This window comes from uncultured Lacinutrix sp. (genome assembly GCF_947500325.1).
In the GTDB taxonomy this organism is placed as follows: Bacteria; Bacteroidota; Bacteroidia; order Flavobacteriales; family Flavobacteriaceae; genus Lacinutrix.
Window position 1 is genome coordinate 1 of record NZ_CANMRQ010000013.1, and the last position, 17428, is coordinate 17428.

Here is a 17428-nt window from a genome sequence, read left to right on the forward strand (position 1 = left end):
CAATCGACAAGGTTAGAAACTAATTTAGTGTAAACACATAAGCTTTAACTTGTGTAAACTATGTATCTTAACGAACAGTTAAAAACCAAACAGAATGAGTAACTTACTTTACTATCCTTACATAGATGTTCCTCGCACAGATTGGACCTTAAGGACTCTTTTGTATTATGACAATATTGGTTCAATTGTTCCGCAAGAATACTTTTACGAACCTGAACAAAACTATGATGAATTTATGCTTGAAATGGTTCGTAGTGGACTTGTTACACCAATAAACCCAATTGATGTTTTAGACAATCCTTGGGAATCTACTCGACCCTTTATTGAATTAATACACGACAATAGAAAAAAGCTGAAAAAGGCACAAAAAAGATTTATTAGTGGACATCGAGGAAATATTCACCAAGATAAGTTCCCTAAAGCAAACATACACGCTGATAAATTTGACGGAGAAATATTCTATCAATTAGAACAACTTGGTTTAGCCGAAAGAAGTGAAGGAAATTGGTATTCGGTGGAAAAAAAGACAGCTAACAACCTAATGAATTTTTTAGCTACACTGATAAGTGCTAAAACCGATAGATTACCAGCAACGGATTATGTAAAACCATTTTATTACCGAAATTCTTTTAAAAAAATACAGGAAAAAAGAGAAACAATTCTAACGAGTTTAATCCCATTTCCTCAAGAAATTGATTTAAATCGCCTAATAAAATTTAAAGAAAAACACACTGACTTATTGCAAGCATTTAGAACTCAAGTGGAATTAATTGCTCTTGACCCAAACATTATAGAAGGAACACCATTATTCTACACACGATTGGCAGAATTAACTCAGCGCAAAGATGAATTGTCTGCTAAAATGAATGAAAGCAAGTTCAATGGAATTTTGTTCGGTACCGTTTGTGGTTTAATTGGTGCTTATCAAGGAATCGCATCAGCATCTACAACAGGAACTATTTTAGGAGCACTTCCTGGATTTGCAAATGCGGTTTATTCTGCTCTACAAATTGAAAGAGCGGAAAATATATTTGACCAAAGTGGATTGAAATATTTGGCTTTAGCCGATAAAAGATTAAGAAAATAAAACCAGTTGCCAACAATGACTATTAGTAATTGCTTGTTCTCGCCTACTTCTGAAAATCCTCGCAGATTTTCAGTTTGGTGTGTACTTGCAAAGTTAACCGCTAAACCACGCAACTACTCATAGCCGAGACCGTTGGCCACAATACAAACGAACGATCCAAATGAGTGAAATACATTACTTTCAAAGATATTCCCAAAAAGAAAATGTAATAACAAATAATACGTTATTATTATTTTCTCGTCTTTATAATCAATCTCCTTATAAATTCAACCTGTTCTTGAATGAATTAACGAATGATTTAGATATTAATGTAGGAATTTCGTTTAAACAACAGACTAAAGCAAAAAACTCTATTCCTGACGGTTCAATAACTCAAGAAAGTTTTAAAATAGCAATCGAAACAAAACTATCTGAAAAATTTTCAATTAACCAATTGGTTAATCATTTAGATAGTTTTAAAAATGAAAAATATTCTATTCTTTTAGGTTTAAGTCCTAAAAAACCTTCGAATAATAAAATTAAAGAAATCGAGCAGCAAGTAGTTAATTACAATGCAGAAAATAACACGAAAATTAGTTTCATATCTGTAACTTTTAAAGACATTGTATTTAAGTTTAATGAGGTAATTAATGACTACGATTTTGAATTACAACAAATTATAGACGATTTTGAAAGTTTCTGTTATTCAGTTGGAATGATTAAAGATGATGAATACAGAATGTTAACCATTGCTTGCGGAAAAACCTTAAATGATAATTTTAAGAACAATGTTTATTACGACCCATCAGATAGAGGATATTCAAGTTGTACTTATTTAGGAATATACAAAAACAAGAGTGTTAGAGGAATTGGAAAAATAGAAAATATTATTACTGCAAATCTTAATGAAAAAGGTAAATTAGATATTATAAATGCAACCAACGGAAGTGTAACCGAAACTCAAAAAAGTAACATTATCGAAATGATTAATGATGCAAACGTGAATTTAGGTTGGAATATAAGAGAAAATCATAAATTCTTTTGTGTTACTAACTTTGAAAAAACAGATTTCAAAAAAACATCAAAAAATGGATTGTTTGGGAAAAAGTATTTTAATTTGAGTTATTTAATTGAAAATATTAAAGAAAAAAACACAATAGAAATTGCTGAATTATTGAAAGAAAAAGATTGGAAATAAATAAAGTGGCTAACAAAGTGTAAAAAAATAAGGGTTTTGGTTCTTAAATCAAAGTTCAGTGCATTTTACAAAGTCCGCAAAATTTACAATTTTGCGTGTCTATTAAAAAAAAGAAAAATTGTAAATTTGGCTAAGTGATAAACCGAAAGTTCAGTCCTTCAAAATCCCTTACTATTCTTACACAAACCGTTGGCTGTAATTTAAACAAACCTTATGGTAGGATACTTAATGCGAAAGTTTCTTTTCAAAAAGTTGTCGAATGTGATAACTGACATTGAGTTGACTAAAAATGGTTTTATAATAAATGAACCTTTTGGTGCAAAACCTAAAAATATTAAATGGAATCAGATAAAATCAATAAGGTTTTCGAGTTATGACAAAGTCCTTATTGTAAAAACAGCTGAAAACGAAATCGCTCTGAATGACGACCAAATTGGCTGGTATGAATTTATCCAAAATATTCCTAAATCATTTAGGCAGTTTGACTTTAAAAAAGCTGATTTGATTATTGATTCTCTGAAATCTTGCGAAGTTTGTGGAATCATAGCTGTAAGAAGCAATATTTGTAAAGTTTGTGACTCTAAACCTTGGAATCTAAATAGTGAAAAAAGTAAAGTGGAATATTTAAAACAAAAACAACTTGAACATTTCGAATATGAAATGAAAAACAAAATAGAAATTAAGGAATTTTCAGAACCTGAACACGGATTTAAAGCTGACAGTAACTGGAAATTGTATATATGAAAAAAAACTACAGCTAACACTATGTATAATTAATTGCTTGGTTCACTGCCGACTTACGAACATTCCTGCGAAATATTCTATCTGTGATTTATTTACTAAATTAGTTGCTTAATCACGCAACTATCCTTACACCAAACGTTGACATTCATTATGAAATCATCTCTATAGAATATTACAAATATGAAAATATCAATTTATTTGAGTCTTCTAATTCTGTTTTCAATTTCTTGTAATCAAATCGATAATAGAACAATTAATTATACTGACAATTCGGGAAAATCAGTTAATAAAAATAATGATGAAGCTTCTTTATTAATAGGTTATTATGATATCTACAAACGTAAAAGTTCATTATTAAGATATAAATTAGTAAATGGAATTTTGCAAAGTGTAGATACATTAAATACCTTTTCAAGTGATAGTGTTTATTATTCTAAAATAAATCGAATTCTAAAAAACAGATATATAATAACTGGAGTTGGAGATATAATAGACATAAAAACAAACTCTATTTTAAAAACTGAAAATAGCACATTTTCATATTCAAAAGGAGACTCACTAATATTTTATCTGGATAAGCCAAACGAATATGGTTTATATAACCTAAAAAATAGAACATATAAAAAAGTCTCAGATTCTTTTTTTTCTTCTAATAGAAAGTACTATTCCAGTAATAATAACTACAAATTATCAGTTGAGAATCATACGAATAAAAAGGATTTTGCACATGTGATAGAAATAGAATCTACTGAATTGAATAAAACTAGCTTCATAAATCAAAATAACCTTTTTCAAAAAAAAATTTTTATAGAAAACAGGAATGGTACAAAAGAAATAGTAGTAAAAAATGCTGGCGTAGGAACTTTACTAAAAAGATTCGCAAATGCAAAATTAGATGTTCCAATGCTTTGGATTGATAATACTAATTTTTTATATAGCCATATAAATAAAAATAAAGCAACAATAAAATTAGTTAATATTGAGAATAGTGATGAAGCTACAATATGCTCTATTAATGACATTGAGCAATCTATTAGAAATGCATACTTTTTTAAAGATATTGATAAAAACATTATTTATTCTTGTGAAAAAGGAAAGTTTAAAATCAATATTTCTAAAATGACATGTTCGGAATACGAATACGAAAATCTAGGTCACAACTTTTATAGGCAAACACAAGGTGGAAAATTATTTTATAGAGACACACAAATAGGAGAACTACCTTATAATCAAAAATCTAACCAAAGAATTTATACGAGAAACAGCTATTTAGCAATGTATGACGGAACAATTACTGGAAAAATTAATGGTTTAAAAATATGGCATTCAAAAAATAACAAATGGCTGGAAATAAAAACTCCGCATAATATAAATATATCAATAATTGGATGGTTAACTATTTAAAATAACTAAATACCAACAACGTGTATAGCTCATTGCGGTTGAATTCCTTAATCAGAATTCATTGCAATTTGCTACCTTCGAATTACGGTGGAAAATCATAGCTAATTTTCCGCAACGAGCCATACATAAAAACGTTGACAGTAATGTGAGCAAAGAACTCCGAATTAAACAAATGAACTTTTTGAAACTACCAAATTTATTATTTATAACATTTTATTTTTTGATTTTTTGCAACCCTTTATTTAGCCAAAAATTAGACCCAAAAGGACGAATTTTTTTTAAACCAGACCATATCATTAAATCTGAAATTACAAATAAAGATTATTTAATTCATATGTCTTTTCCAAAGAATTATTCTATTCAGGACAGTATAACATATCCTGTGCTTTATGTTTTGGATGGCAAAAGTACATTTGGATATTTCGAATCATCTTACATTGATTTTGAGAAAATCGAAGATGTGATTCTCGTTGGAATCAGTCATAAGGTAAATGGAATAGAATCAAAAATTAATCGATTTAATGACTACACACCACATCGCGATACAATAAGTGAAAGAAAATTTGAGAAGAATTTTGGTGTGGAAAAAGGAACTATCAAAACTGGCGGAGCTGATAAATTTTTAGAATGCTTAAAAAAAGAAATAATCCCATTTATCGAGGAACACTATAAAACTAATTCTGACAAAGGAATTTCAGGTCATTCTCTTGGTGGTTTATTTACAGCATACTGCTTTTTGAATTCTGACAATTACTTCACTCGATTTGGAATAAATAGTCCTTCATTTCAACTTAATGAAGAAATATTTTTAGATCCAGCAATTATTAAATTCACGAATAATAAAATTTGGGAAATTAAACCAACCAAAGTATTTATTTCGACCGGAGAAAATGAAAGCCCAATGATGGTATCAAATATGATTAAATTTAGCATGTTCCTTAAAAAAAGAAACTATGACAATATTGATATGGATTGGCACATATATAGAAATGAAACACATACGTCTGTAATTCCATTTTGCTTTAAAGGAACACTGACAACATTATATGGAAAAAAATAAACACTACAGCCGACAACGTGTATATTTAATTGCTTTGGCAATTGCCTATTTGGAAAATTCCTTCAGAATTTTCTCGCGTTCGTTTTTGTTTACTAAATTAGTTGCTGAAACACGCAACTAACCATACACAAAACCGTTGGCTACAATATCTAATCAAATCTAGTCACCATTCATAAATGAATCCAAAAGAAGAAAACAAAATACTATTGGTACTTGATATTGATGAAACTCTAGTTCATGCTACTCCAACGGAATTAAATAGAAAAGCTGATTTTAAAGTGTTTAACTATTACGTATATCTTAGACCATATTTGAATCACTTTCTAAATGAAATTAAGAATGATTTTTCAGTGGCTGTTTGGTCATCTGCATCAGATGATTATGTGGAAGAAGTAGTTAAAATTATTTTTCCTGAAGAAATGAAATTAGAGTTTGTTTGGGGAAGAAGCAGATGTAAACCTAAAAGGTTTTTGAACGTAGACAATTTTGGTAATTATGAAAGTCGATATTTAGATCATTATAATTTTATTAAGCCTTTAAAAAAGGTTAAGAAAAAAGGATTTAGTCTTGATAAGATCCTTATTATTGATGATACTCCGCACAAATCAAGTGATAATTTTGGAAACGCCATTTATCCAAAAGAATATTTAGGTGAACTAGATGATGATGAATTAAAAGCGCTATCCGAATACTTGAAAACTCTGAAAGACAAAACAAACGTTAGAAAAATTGAAAAAAGAGGTTGGAGAAACAATCTTAAATAATACAGTAGCCAACAACGTGTATAGTCAATTGCTTGAATTTCTCTGTGCCAATCGGAAAACTCTCCGAATTTCCCTCAGACTCGCCCCCTTTTGTTATCTTTAGTCACAAAGCAACTAACCATACACAAACTCATTAGATACAATTTGAGAAACAAGAAACTTTTGATATTAGATTTAGATGGAGTACTAATAACAAATCCATCGTGGAAAGCTGACCAAATTCACTCGGATGGATATTCTGAATTTAATAAATCTTGTGTTGAGAATTTTAACCAACTTCTATCTCTTTCGGATTTTGATATCTGGTTAAGTTCGACAAGGAGAACAGTAAAAACCTTGGCGGAATTTAATGTGATTTTTGAAAATCGTGGAATAAAAAACGATATCGTTGGATTTTTGCCTGAATACGTTAATTGTAAAAACAGAAAAGAAGAAATATTAAAATTTATTGCGGAATTTAAAATATCTAATTTTCTAATTATCGATGATGATAAATCATTAAACGGATTGAATAATGAGATAAAAGAAAACTTAATTTTAACCGAATTAACAAAAGGGTTTAATTCTGAAAAACTAAAAGAAGCATCTCAAAAAATAACTGAATTAATCGGAATTGATAAATACAGAATTTATACCAAATACAACGGACAATACGATGTAATGACTGATTTTAGGACTGGTACGAAAAGTGATTTAAAAAAAATTTCAGAACGTGAATGGAGTATTATTGAGGAAATTGAAGATAGTTTATGTGTATTAAATACGGGAAAATACTCAAAAAATATACAAGCCGAAATGCAAGCGAAAATTGACAAACTAAAACCTATGATTACGGATGAAATATGGCAGTTGATTAAAACTAATAAAAAGTCAGTTCAACTAGAAAAAGAATCTTGGCTGAATAGAATGTTAAAAAAACTGTAGGTAACAATGTGTATAATTCATTGCTAGTTAGAGCCTACTTACGAAAGTCCTCGCGGACTTTCTATCTGTGATTTATTTGCTAACTTTAGTGCTTAAACACACAACGAAATCATACACTAGACCGTTGTGTAACATTTGAAAACATAATCTTGAAAAATAAAATTCTTTTTTTTACTTCTGAATTTCGCAATTAAATGAAAAATACTAGCATTGCGACATAATATTTCACCATATTGAGAAGACGGTATATGAGCAATACAGTTGAATTCTTGATAAAAATAATATTGGAGTCAACTGTTATAATGCATTTCAAACCAAATAGGTAAGCCTACAATTTTAAAAACTATAGTGAAAAGATCTAAGATAATACTACCCATAATTGTAATCGCCCAATTCTGTTGCACATCACTTTGGTTTGCTGGTAATGGCGTAATGCAAAACTTGGCAACTAATTTTCAACTTAATCAAAGCGCTTTAGGTCATCTCACATCTGCTGTGCAATTTGGGTTTATTTCTGGCACATTATTATTTGCAATTTTAACCATTGCAGATCGATTTTCTCCATCAAAAGTATTTCTTTTAAGTGCCATTATTGGAGCTTTATTTAATTCAGGAATGCTATTAGACAATAATAATTTAACTAGCCTATTAATATTTCGTTTTGGTACAGGTTTTTTTCTTGCAGGTATTTATCCTATAGGAATGAAAATAGCTTCAGACTATTTTGAAAAAGGTCTTGGAAAATCGCTTAGTTTTTTAGTTGGTGCATTAGTATTAGGAACAGCATTCCCCCATTTACTTAAAGGTCTAGTAACACTATCTTCATGGAAGTTTATATTAATTTGTACGTCATGCTTAGCACTTATTGGCGGTATATTAATAATTATGTTTGTTCCTAATGGTCCTTATAGAAATCCAAGTCAAAAAATAGAATTCTCTGTTTTTTTTAAAGTATTTAAAAATAGTAATTTTAGAGCTGCAGCATTTGGGTATTTTGGACACATGTGGGAATTGTATGCTTTCTGGACATTTGTACCAATACTATTATCTACCTATAGTTCAATATACCCTAATACTACCCTTAACGTACCAATGCTATCTTTTTTAATAATTGGAGTTGGTGGTATTTCTTGTGTTATTGGCGGTTACCTTTCTATAAAAATAGGAACTAAAAAAACAGCCCGGATAATTTTATTATTATCATGCTTATGCTGTATAGTCTCTCCTTTAATATTCATGATAGACTCTGTTAATATACTATTTGGTTTTTTATTTTTCTGGGGTATGGTTGTTATTGCAGATTCTCCATTGTTTTCTGCCCTAGTTGCCAATAATGCACCATCTAAGTGGAAAGGAACTGCACTTACCATTGTAAATTGTATTGGATTTTCTATAACTATAATTAGCATTCAACTTCTTACACTTTTACATGAAGTTATGAATCCAATTTATATATATACTGTGTTAGCTTTAGGTCCTATATTAGGCTTAATAGCCTTATTAAAAAAAGAAAACATAAAACACTAATAATGTTTTAATTACACGTAAAAACACCTATTTCCCATTGTAGTAAAACTACTCTAAGACAACTCTATAAATAGCTTTAGTTTTGTGTAAAATCTATATATCATGTTTAAAAAAACCATTGCTATACAAGACACCACATTAGATAAATCATTAGAAACAGCAGGAAGAGAACCTATGCTACCAAGAGGTTCTGCCTTGATAACAACATCTGGCAATTTATATTCTAAAGGCATGAAAGCTATTATAAACGCTGCTACTGGTGCTATGACAAAAAGCGGAGGTATTTTTGAACCTACAGAAACATCAATTGCTAACTCTATAAAAAACTCATTTACCTTAATGTCTGTTAATGGCTATAATAAAATAGCCGTACCATTTATTGGTGGTAAAATATTTATATCGCGCATAGGGGTTACTGCCAATGCTCTTGCTAAATGTATTATAGATGCTTGCTTTAAAGCTAATAGCGATGGTTCGCAATTTGTTTTAGTAATTCATGGCACTCATGATTATAACATATTTAAACAGGAAATTAATACTAACTACCCTGCTATTAATTATAGTAAAGTATTAAAAGAAGGTAGTATTCTTGATTTTAGTCTTCACCAATGCGATACTATAATGAATGCGGCAAATATGGAAGTAAAATTTGGAGGTGGATTATCTGGCATTATTGCCAATGCTACTGGTGAACAAGTTAAAATAGATGCAGAAGCTTTGGCTGCTATAAAACAGTTTTGGAAAGCCCAATAATAAACAAGACGTTTTATATAAATTCGTAATAATGAAACTCAATATCCTTTGCACATTAAAACCTATTATATAGTTCTAATATTACAAAAACTACTACATATTATCTAAGTGTTACTTAATTAATATTGAGTTCTTATTATTTTTCTCACTACTCTTAGTATTTTTATTAATTATAAAGTACACAATCTGATTTAATAAAACAATACAGATGAAAGACATAGCTATACAATTTGGTCAATCGCTGGACAACGATGCGTTTAATTTAACACAGAAACTCTTGAGTCAAGACTGCAACTATTTTATTGGAGAAGATGTTCTTATTGGTCCTGAAAAAATATGCCAGTCTTATGAACAGAATATGATTGAAGGAAGACAAAAACTAGATAACCTCGAATGGGGACAAAGTGAAATAGAACCCCTTAAAAGTAATGAATTTTATGTACATTTTACAGATTACTTAACTCATAAGGGAATAAAACACACGCATAGATGTAAACAAAAACTCTTCATAAATGAACACGGGCTAATACAAAGAATTGAACATATCCATAATCAAGAAGAACAGGACAAATTAAATGCTTATTACAAAAGTGTTGGATTAAAATAACTTGATTTGTATATACTGTTTAATTAATGAATTAAACTTTAAATAAACTCTTGATATTGCATGACTCGAAAATCGAAAGTTGTAAACTCTGGATTACTAGCTTTTAATTGTTTGTATAATGGGTTACTGCCTATAGATATATTAGCCGCGCCTGATGATGATGTTAATGAGACTGTTTGTATTATTCTACTTATAGAGTCTTCATTTTCACTTTGAATGACAAATGAATGTATTTTTGGTGTTTCTTTTCTAACTAATTCTAGTTTTAAATTATAGTCTTTTAAATGTTTTCTAAAGAAATATTCTGGACCATTTTTAGAATTCCCACCAATAAACAAAAGCGCATCTATACTTGGATATTGTTTTAAATAACCTATTAGATCTCTTAGTTTAATATTCATCATACCTAAATCTGAAGCATCAATTTTATCGCGCTCGGCAGATTCAACAATGTCGCAAACTCCTATTTTATGCTTAATAAGAAAATCTTTTCGCTGGTTAATGGCTTCTTGAGAATTATCGTAACGTAAATTAAGATTGTGAATTTTGTCTATAAATAACCATAATGAATTATAATAACTACCATAACAAAAGTTAACATCTTTCTCTAATAGCTTACCTGTAGTAAATCTTGGCGGTGGCAATGTACCCACAATCAACTTTTGGGTATTTTTTTTAATAAATGGTTGATATGGATGTGTATGTTTAAACATGATAAAAAATCACATGCTTTTTAATAATTTCTCTACCTCAGCAACTGTAGCACGATATTTTTGCCTATTTGGTTTTGTCATGTGTTTTGACTCTTCAGAAATATCTTTTAATAGTTCTATAGCGTTTTCTTTTTTATCTCTTCCTAAAAGAAATTTAGCTAATATCAAGCGTTCTTCATAATTATCGTATCGTTGGTCTATATTCTTTAATTGTGCTTCAGCTTCATCTAAACGCCCTGTTTTTTCTAAAGCTAAACCATAAGTAAATTGTGCTTTAGATTTTTTAAATTCAGCATGTAATTGTATTGTTTTGGCTAAAGCAATGGATTGTGCAAAATTTTCAGATTTATAATAGGCAATGACCAATTGCGACGTTATAAAATAATTATTCTGGCTGTCATCTTTACTTGCCTCTTCATAATATTTTATAGCATTATTATAATCTTTCATATCAAAATAAGCATCTGCTAAATTAACTTTATTCTGATATGTGTCTGAAAACTCTAATTGCTTCTGAAGATCTTTAACACGCTTAGTAGGCACTAATATATTTGTTATACTTTCTTGAATTTTATTAGCATCGCGTTTATTAAATACCTGAGTTATTAAGTATATTAAACAACCAATAATTGGCAAAAAAATGATTAAAAAAATCCAATAATAATCATTTCTATTTTTAATTAAATGGTAAATACAAAACGCTTGAAAAGCAACAATAAGATAATAATGCATTAGGTTAGGTTATGTTTAGTGGCTAAGATAGTGAAACGGTAACTACCGGGTGAATACCAAATTATTTTCTGTAGATAACGCATCACTAAACCCATAACGCTCATAATTAAATGCTTTAACATCGTCTAATGTTTTTGCATTTGTATCTATAATATAACGTGACATTAAACCTCTAGCTAACTTAGCAAAAATGGCAATATTTTTATATTCTCCGTTTTTAAATTCTTTAAAAGCGACATTTATTACTGGCACTTTTAAAGTTTTTAAATCTATAGCTTTAAAATATTCAGCACTAGCTAGATTCAAGAATAGCTCATCGTCTTTTAATTCTTCATTTAGAGCTTTTGTAATGTCTTTTTTCCAGAATTCGTATAAGTTTTTCTTTACACCAACAGGCATTTTAGTTCCCATTTCTAAACGATAAGCTTGTATTAAGTCTAATGGTTTTAAAACACCATATAAGCCAGATAAAATACGTACTGTATCTTGAACCTTATCTAATTTATCATTAGGTATAGTATAAGCATCTAAACCTCTATATACATCTCCATTAAAAGCATACATTGCTGGTCTGGCATTATCTTTAGTAAAAGGCAATTGCCAATCTTGATTACGTTCGTAATTTAACTGGCCTAAATTATCACTTATATGCATTAATTTAGATAAGCTTTTTGCAGATTTCTTTTTAAGCAATTTATTTAACCTTTCAGATTGTTTTAAAAAACCAGATTCAGAGGTTTTTGTTGTTGGTAATTTACTTTCAAAGTCAAGAGATTTTGCTGGTGATATTACTAATTTCATAGATTAATTTTTCTGTTACTAAATTACGATAATTCTTTAATTTTTCCATTTATAAAACTAAAGTTATAATCGCCTTTAATTATAAAATCTGAAGTAAATGCCTCAGTCATTGTTGGATACCATTTCTTTTTATTTTTATCAATAAGAATAAATAATCCTTCACTATTTCCTAAGGCACAAAAGCGATCAAAATTACCATCAAAAATTGAAATTGATTTAATAGCATTAATTTGATTGTATATCACTTCTATATTATCTACTGCAATTGCCATTTCACTTATAGATACAATAGAATCTGCAGTAAAATTCTCATTATTCTTAATTGTTATGGCTTCTCTGGCAATAAACTCCATGATATTATTATCTGCATCATAAAAGTAAATAGACTTAGCGTTCCATGCTTTAAAATCTGTAATGTCTTCGCCTTCATAATCAATAATTTTCACTCTTTTTTTTAACCAATTTAAGGCATGATAAATAGAATCACTTGGAATATTAAATGCCAGATGAGATGGCTTTATCGTCTCATTATATTGGAAAGTTAAAATACTATTTCCTGTCTTAAATGAGACATGAGTAGCATTATCTTCAATAATTATAAAATTTAAGACTGTTTTATAAAATTGTCTTTGCGCCTGAAGATTATTTGTAAAAAGTATAATTTCTCTTATTATCATACTCTAAAAATACAAGAGAAATATAACCTATGCTAGGCTTTAAAACTGATAGTTTTTATATAGAAATAAGCTTTTATTATAGACTAGCTATCTACATGAGTAGCATAACCTCTCCATTTTTCTATGCATTGCTGCATATCTTCTGGAATCGCGGTGTTAAACTGCATCATTTCTCCTGTGTCTGGATGTTTAAAACCAAGAGTTTTTGCATGTAATGCTTGACGCGGTAAAACTTTAAAACAGTTATCTACAAACTGTTTGTATTTGGTAAATGTAGTCCCTTTTAGTATGCGTTCTCCACCATAACGTTCATCATTAAATAATGTGTGCCCAATATGTTTCATGTGCACGCGAATTTGGTGTGTACGACCAGTTTCTAATTTACAGGACACTAAAGTTACATATGTTAATCGCTCTAATACCTTAAAATGCGTAACAGCTGGTTTCCCTTTATCCGCATCATCGTCTAAATACACTGTATTTTGTAATCTATTCTTTGGATGGCGACCTATATTACCTTCTATTGTACCTTCTTCTTCTTCCATATTACCCCAGACAATAGCTACATATTCACGCTCGCTAGTTTTATCTTTAAATTGTTTAGACAAATGCGCCATAGCGTGCTCTGTCTTTGCAACCACTAACAATCCACTAGTATCTTTATCTATTCTATGTACTAATCCTGGGCGATCACTAGAATTTATTGGTAAGTTATCAAAATGATAAATTAAAGCATTTATTAACGTTCCAGAATAATTACCATGACCAGGATGTACAACCATGCCTGCTGGTTTATTTACTACTAAAAGCGTATCATCTTCATAAACAATATCTAGTGGTAAATCTTCACCAACCAATAAGTTTTCAAATGGCGGATGCTCAAACAAGACTCGAATTTTATCTAATGGTTTTACTTTATAATTAGATTTTACTTGCTTATCGTTAACGTATATATTTCCGTTTTTGGCAGCTGTTTGAATTTTATTACGAATTGCATTTTCTATACGATTCATTAAATATTTATCAATACGTAAAGGAGCTTGCCCTTTATCTACAGTAAAAGCATGATGCTCGTATAGTTCGTTATCGCTTTCGGGTTGTTTTGGTGTATAATCTTCCATTATTGAGGGCGATTACCATTACCTAAAACAATATCAATAGTTGATGTTTTTGGGAGTAATTCGCCTTTTTTAATATTTCTATTTTGGTAACGCATACCTCTTACTTCATCTTTACCTAAATGATCTATATAAGTTGTCTTTCCTATTTTAAAACCTAGCGCTTCTAATGTTGGTTTAGTTTGTCTAAACGTTCTACCAACTAAATTTGGCACTGCTACTTTTTTATATCCTGAAGGATTTAGTGTAATATATATTTTACGATTTTCTTTAACATTAGCTCCTGCTTTAGGATCTTGATCGATAACAGAATATTTTGGATAATCTGGATTAAAATTTGCCGAATCTTGAATTTCCATAACCAAATTATTTTCGTCTAATTCTATTTGAGCAATATCAATAGACTTACCTTTTAAATTAGGTACTGTTTCAAAATCACCATTATTGGTTGTTATATTTAACCATTTTAATATTAAAAAGCACAAAACAATTACAGCTATAGCAGCCAATGCTAATTGTTTAAAAAAGACTTTACTGGTTAAAAACTTAATAATACTCATGGACAAATTCGTGTTAAAAATGGTAGGACAAATATATAAAAACTAAAAGGTTTTTCGTTTGATATAAAATAAATGATATTTTAGCTAAACTCAATTACTCAAGAGTTATTGTATTAGTAAAAACATACCAAAATAAATTTAGTCTAAATGAAAAAAAATATCGCCATTATTATGGGTGGATATTCTAGCGAATACCAAATCTCTTTAAAAAGTGGAAATGTTGTATATAATACTTTAAGCAAAGCTAAATACAATGCCTATCGTATTCATATTTTTAAAGACAAATGGGTATTTGTAGATGCAAATAACAAAGAATATCCAATTAATAAAAATGATTTTTCGGTAGAGGTAAATGGAACAAAAATTACTTTTGATTGTGTTTTTAATGCTATTCACGGTTCTCCTGGCGAGGATGGTTTTATGCAAGCCTATTTTAAGCTTATAAATATGCCACAAACTAGTTGTGATATGTACCAATCTAGTTTGACTTTTAATAAAAGAGATTGCTTAAGTACTTTAAAACCTTATGGTATATTAACAGCCGAAAGTTACTATCTAAATCTAGGGGATAAAATAAATGAAGACGAGATAATTAGCAAAGTAGGCTTACCTTGTTTTGTTAAAGCAAATAAAGCCGGTAGTAGTTTTGGCATTACTAAAGTTCATAAAAAACAAGATCTTAAAGAAGCTATTGCTGTTGCATTTAAAGAAGATGACGAAATAATTATTGAATCCTTTTTAGATGGCACAGAAGTTTCGGTAGGTGTTATTACTTATAAAGGAAAAACAAAAGTATTACCAATTACTGAAATAGTAAGTGATAATGATTTCTTTGATTATGAAGCAAAATACTTAGGGAAATCGCAAGAAATAACACCTGCTAGACTTACTAAAATTCAAGAAGAAAAAGTTAATACTGTGGCTAAAAAAGTGTACGACATTTTAAAAATGAAAGGTTACTCACGTAGCGAATTTATTTTTAAAGATAATGAACCGCATTTATTAGAAATGAATACTGTACCTGGATTAACAAACGAAAGTATCTTACCTCAACAAGCTGCAGAAGCCGGTATATCTATGGAAGAATTATTTGATAGCGCCATTGAAGAAGCTTTAAAATAATTATAGTACATTTATATCACTAACCTAAAACTAACTATATGATATTTTATGGCACTAATGCTTCAAGGCTAAAAGATGGACGATTAAGTAATGTTACTTGTCCAAATTGTGACAACCAAACACATATGACTTACAGCGTTTTTGGCAAATACGCATATATTTATTGGATTCCTTTTTTTCCTATTGGAAAAGAAAACATTTTAGAGTGTGATAGTTGTAAAAAGACATTTAAGTTAAAAGAATTACCTCAACAAATTCAAAATAAATTTGAATTAGAAAAACATACTGGTGTTCCTATTAAACATTTTGCAGGATTTGGAGTAATAGCAATAATAATTGCTTTTGTTATGTACTCTTCGTCCCAAAACAAAGCCAACAATTTAAAATATATTAATGCTCCAGAAATTGGAGATGTTTATTCTATTGATGGGAGCGAAAAAGGTTATTATTCTACAATGCGTGTAAAAGAAGTAACTAGTGATAGTATTTACTTAATAGTTAATGATTATGAAGTGGATAAAAAAAGTGGTATTAATGATATTGATGTAGATAAAAACTATACAAATGAAGAATATCATATTTCTAAAGCAGGAATTATTGAACTATATAATAACGAAACGATTTTTGAAATAGATAGAGATTAAATATAGTAATCAAAATAAAGAAAAATGAAACGTGCTATTTTCCCAGGATCTTTTGATCCCATAACATTAGGCCATTACGATATTATAGAACGCGGTGTAACACTTTTTGATGAAGTTATAGTCGCTATTGGTGTTAACGCTTCTAAAAAATATATGTTCTCTATAGAAGAACGTATGGATTTTATAAAAGCGGCCTTTAAACATGAACCTAAAATAAAAGTAGTAAGCTATAAAGGATTAACTGTTGATTTTTGTAAAAAGAATGATGTGGAATTTATTTTAAGAGGCTTAAGAAATCCGGCAGATTTTGAATTTGAAAAAGCCATAGCGCATACAAATCGTGACTTAGCTCCTATAGAAACAGTCTTTTTACTTACTGCAGCTAGCACTTCTTATATTGCATCTTCCATAGTAAGAGATGTTATTAGAAATAATGGTGATTATACTAAACTTGTTCCAGATAGTGTACGTGTAAAACAGTAATAACTTGTAACATTTACTATTTATTTCATACTAATTAGTAGAATGATTTATCTAAAGTTTCATGTTTCACCAAATTACATATTTGTTATTTAAAGCTAATCTTATTCAGCCTTCTGAAAAGGATATATTGTTTTGGATGGAAAATAATGAGCTAAATAAAATAGAATATGCATTAGAACATGGTAACTATAAAACAAGAAAATTAGCTGCTGAAGCTATAGAAAAAATTGGAAAACCGTCTTCGATTCCTATACTGCTTAAAAGCATAAATGATAACGTTAAAAACGTTTCTATTGCGGCTTTAAATGCTTTAGAAAAAATAGGTTCTAATGATGAGCTTATAAACACTATAATAAAAAAGCGTTTCAATTGGGCTAAACATATTTGTGATAATAAAAAAAGAAATGAAGCTAATAAAGGAAAAAAAATAAAAATCTATAGATGGGAACGCACTAGCAAAAAATCTTTTGAGCGTGTAAAAGAACAATTAAAACGGTCTATGAGATAACCTTTTTTATTTGAATAGTATTC

20 protein-coding genes are annotated in these 17428 nt (G+C 29.3%); 14 read left to right on the forward strand and 6 right to left on the reverse strand.

Annotated elements, in window-relative coordinates:
* The first annotated feature begins 94 nt into the window (after nucleotides 1-94).
* The 10 genes from Q0997_RS14215 (at nucleotide 95) to Q0997_RS14260 (ending at nucleotide 10047) form a co-directional block, all read left to right on the forward strand.
* Nucleotides 95-1087, forward strand: coding sequence for a kinase (locus Q0997_RS14215; RefSeq protein ID WP_299889989.1), 993 nt, complete (start codon nucleotides 95-97; stop codon nucleotides 1085-1087).
* A gap of 160 nt (nucleotides 1088-1247) precedes the next feature.
* Nucleotides 1248-2264: a hypothetical protein gene (locus Q0997_RS14220; RefSeq protein WP_299889990.1), complete on the forward strand. Its 1017-nt coding sequence runs from the start codon at nucleotides 1248-1250 to the stop codon at nucleotides 2262-2264.
* A gap of 261 nt (nucleotides 2265-2525) precedes the next feature.
* Nucleotides 2526-3008 (forward strand): hypothetical protein, encoded by a 483-nt coding sequence (locus Q0997_RS14225; RefSeq protein ID WP_299889991.1) that lies wholly within the window; start codon nucleotides 2526-2528, stop codon nucleotides 3006-3008.
* Nucleotides 3009-3188: 180 nt separating this feature from the next.
* On the forward strand, nucleotides 3189-4412 hold the full coding sequence (locus Q0997_RS14230; protein ID WP_299889993.1) for a hypothetical protein: 1224 nt from the start codon (nucleotides 3189-3191) through the stop codon (nucleotides 4410-4412).
* Nucleotides 4413-4557: 145 nt separating this feature from the next.
* Nucleotides 4558-5472, forward strand: coding sequence for an alpha/beta hydrolase-fold protein (locus Q0997_RS14235; RefSeq protein WP_299889995.1), 915 nt, complete (start codon nucleotides 4558-4560; stop codon nucleotides 5470-5472).
* A 176-nt stretch (nucleotides 5473-5648) separates the two neighbouring features.
* Nucleotides 5649-6236, forward strand: a complete 588-nt coding sequence (locus Q0997_RS14240) for an HAD family hydrolase (protein ID WP_299889997.1) — start codon at nucleotides 5649-5651, stop codon at nucleotides 6234-6236.
* 162 nt (nucleotides 6237-6398) lie between these two features.
* Nucleotides 6399-7160 (forward strand): HAD domain-containing protein, encoded by a 762-nt coding sequence (locus Q0997_RS14245; protein ID WP_299889999.1) that lies wholly within the window; start codon nucleotides 6399-6401, stop codon nucleotides 7158-7160.
* Between the two features lie 348 nt (nucleotides 7161-7508).
* Nucleotides 7509-8687, forward strand: coding sequence for a nitrate/nitrite transporter (locus Q0997_RS14250; protein ID WP_299890001.1), 1179 nt, complete (start codon nucleotides 7509-7511; stop codon nucleotides 8685-8687).
* 102 nt (nucleotides 8688-8789) lie between these two features.
* Complete coding sequence (locus Q0997_RS14255; protein WP_299890003.1) at nucleotides 8790-9440, forward strand: hypothetical protein; 651 nt, start codon at nucleotides 8790-8792, stop codon at nucleotides 9438-9440.
* A gap of 277 nt (nucleotides 9441-9717) precedes the next feature.
* Nucleotides 9718-10047 carry a hypothetical protein gene (locus Q0997_RS14260; protein WP_299890005.1) on the forward strand — a complete coding sequence of 110 codons (330 nt, stop codon included), beginning with the start codon at nucleotides 9718-9720 and terminating at the stop codon, nucleotides 10045-10047.
* Between the two features lie 38 nt (nucleotides 10048-10085).
* Here Q0997_RS14260 and Q0997_RS14265 read toward each other — a convergent pair whose 3' ends face one another.
* The 6 genes from Q0997_RS14265 to Q0997_RS14290 all read right to left on the reverse strand — a co-directional run bounded on the left by Q0997_RS14265 (nucleotide 10086) and on the right by Q0997_RS14290 (nucleotide 14648).
* The gene (locus Q0997_RS14265; RefSeq protein ID WP_299890006.1) at nucleotides 10086-10760 is read right to left on the reverse strand and encodes a uracil-DNA glycosylase family protein; all 675 of its coding nucleotides are present in this window, start codon (nucleotides 10758-10760) and stop codon (nucleotides 10086-10088) included.
* Between the two features lie 9 nt (nucleotides 10761-10769).
* Nucleotides 10770-11492, reverse strand: coding sequence for a hypothetical protein (locus Q0997_RS14270; RefSeq protein WP_299890008.1), 723 nt, complete (start codon nucleotides 11490-11492; stop codon nucleotides 10770-10772).
* 42 nt (nucleotides 11493-11534) lie between these two features.
* Complete coding sequence (gene yaaA, locus Q0997_RS14275) at nucleotides 11535-12293, reverse strand: peroxide stress protein YaaA (protein WP_299890009.1); 759 nt, start codon at nucleotides 12291-12293, stop codon at nucleotides 11535-11537.
* 23 nt (nucleotides 12294-12316) lie between these two features.
* Nucleotides 12317-12970 carry a VOC family protein gene (locus tag Q0997_RS14280; RefSeq protein WP_299890011.1) on the reverse strand — a complete coding sequence of 218 codons (654 nt, stop codon included), beginning with the start codon at nucleotides 12968-12970 and terminating at the stop codon, nucleotides 12317-12319.
* An 83-nt stretch (nucleotides 12971-13053) separates the two neighbouring features.
* Complete coding sequence (locus tag Q0997_RS14285; RefSeq protein ID WP_299890013.1) at nucleotides 13054-14091, reverse strand: RluA family pseudouridine synthase; 1038 nt, start codon at nucleotides 14089-14091, stop codon at nucleotides 13054-13056.
* Nucleotides 14091-14648 (reverse strand): PASTA domain-containing protein, encoded by a 558-nt coding sequence (locus Q0997_RS14290; protein ID WP_299890015.1) that lies wholly within the window; start codon nucleotides 14646-14648, stop codon nucleotides 14091-14093. The genes Q0997_RS14285 and Q0997_RS14290 overlap by 1 nt, the downstream gene beginning before the upstream one ends.
* 147 nt (nucleotides 14649-14795) lie before the next feature.
* On the opposite strand from Q0997_RS14290, the gene Q0997_RS14295 reads away from it, so the two are divergent.
* The 4 genes from Q0997_RS14295 to Q0997_RS14310 all read left to right on the forward strand — a co-directional run bounded on the left by Q0997_RS14295 (nucleotide 14796) and on the right by Q0997_RS14310 (nucleotide 17405).
* On the forward strand, nucleotides 14796-15770 hold the full coding sequence (locus Q0997_RS14295; RefSeq protein ID WP_299890017.1) for a D-alanine--D-alanine ligase: 975 nt from the start codon (nucleotides 14796-14798) through the stop codon (nucleotides 15768-15770).
* A 38-nt stretch (nucleotides 15771-15808) separates the two neighbouring features.
* Nucleotides 15809-16414, forward strand: coding sequence for a zinc-ribbon domain-containing protein (locus Q0997_RS14300; protein ID WP_299890019.1), 606 nt, complete (start codon nucleotides 15809-15811; stop codon nucleotides 16412-16414).
* Between the two features lie 24 nt (nucleotides 16415-16438).
* Entirely contained in the window at nucleotides 16439-16897 is a 459-nt protein-coding gene (coaD, locus tag Q0997_RS14305) for a pantetheine-phosphate adenylyltransferase (RefSeq protein ID WP_299890021.1), read from the forward strand.
* Nucleotides 16898-16958: 61 nt separating this feature from the next.
* Complete coding sequence (locus Q0997_RS14310) at nucleotides 16959-17405, forward strand: HEAT repeat domain-containing protein (protein ID WP_299890022.1); 447 nt, start codon at nucleotides 16959-16961, stop codon at nucleotides 17403-17405.
* The last annotated feature ends 23 nt before the right edge of the window (nucleotides 17406-17428 follow it).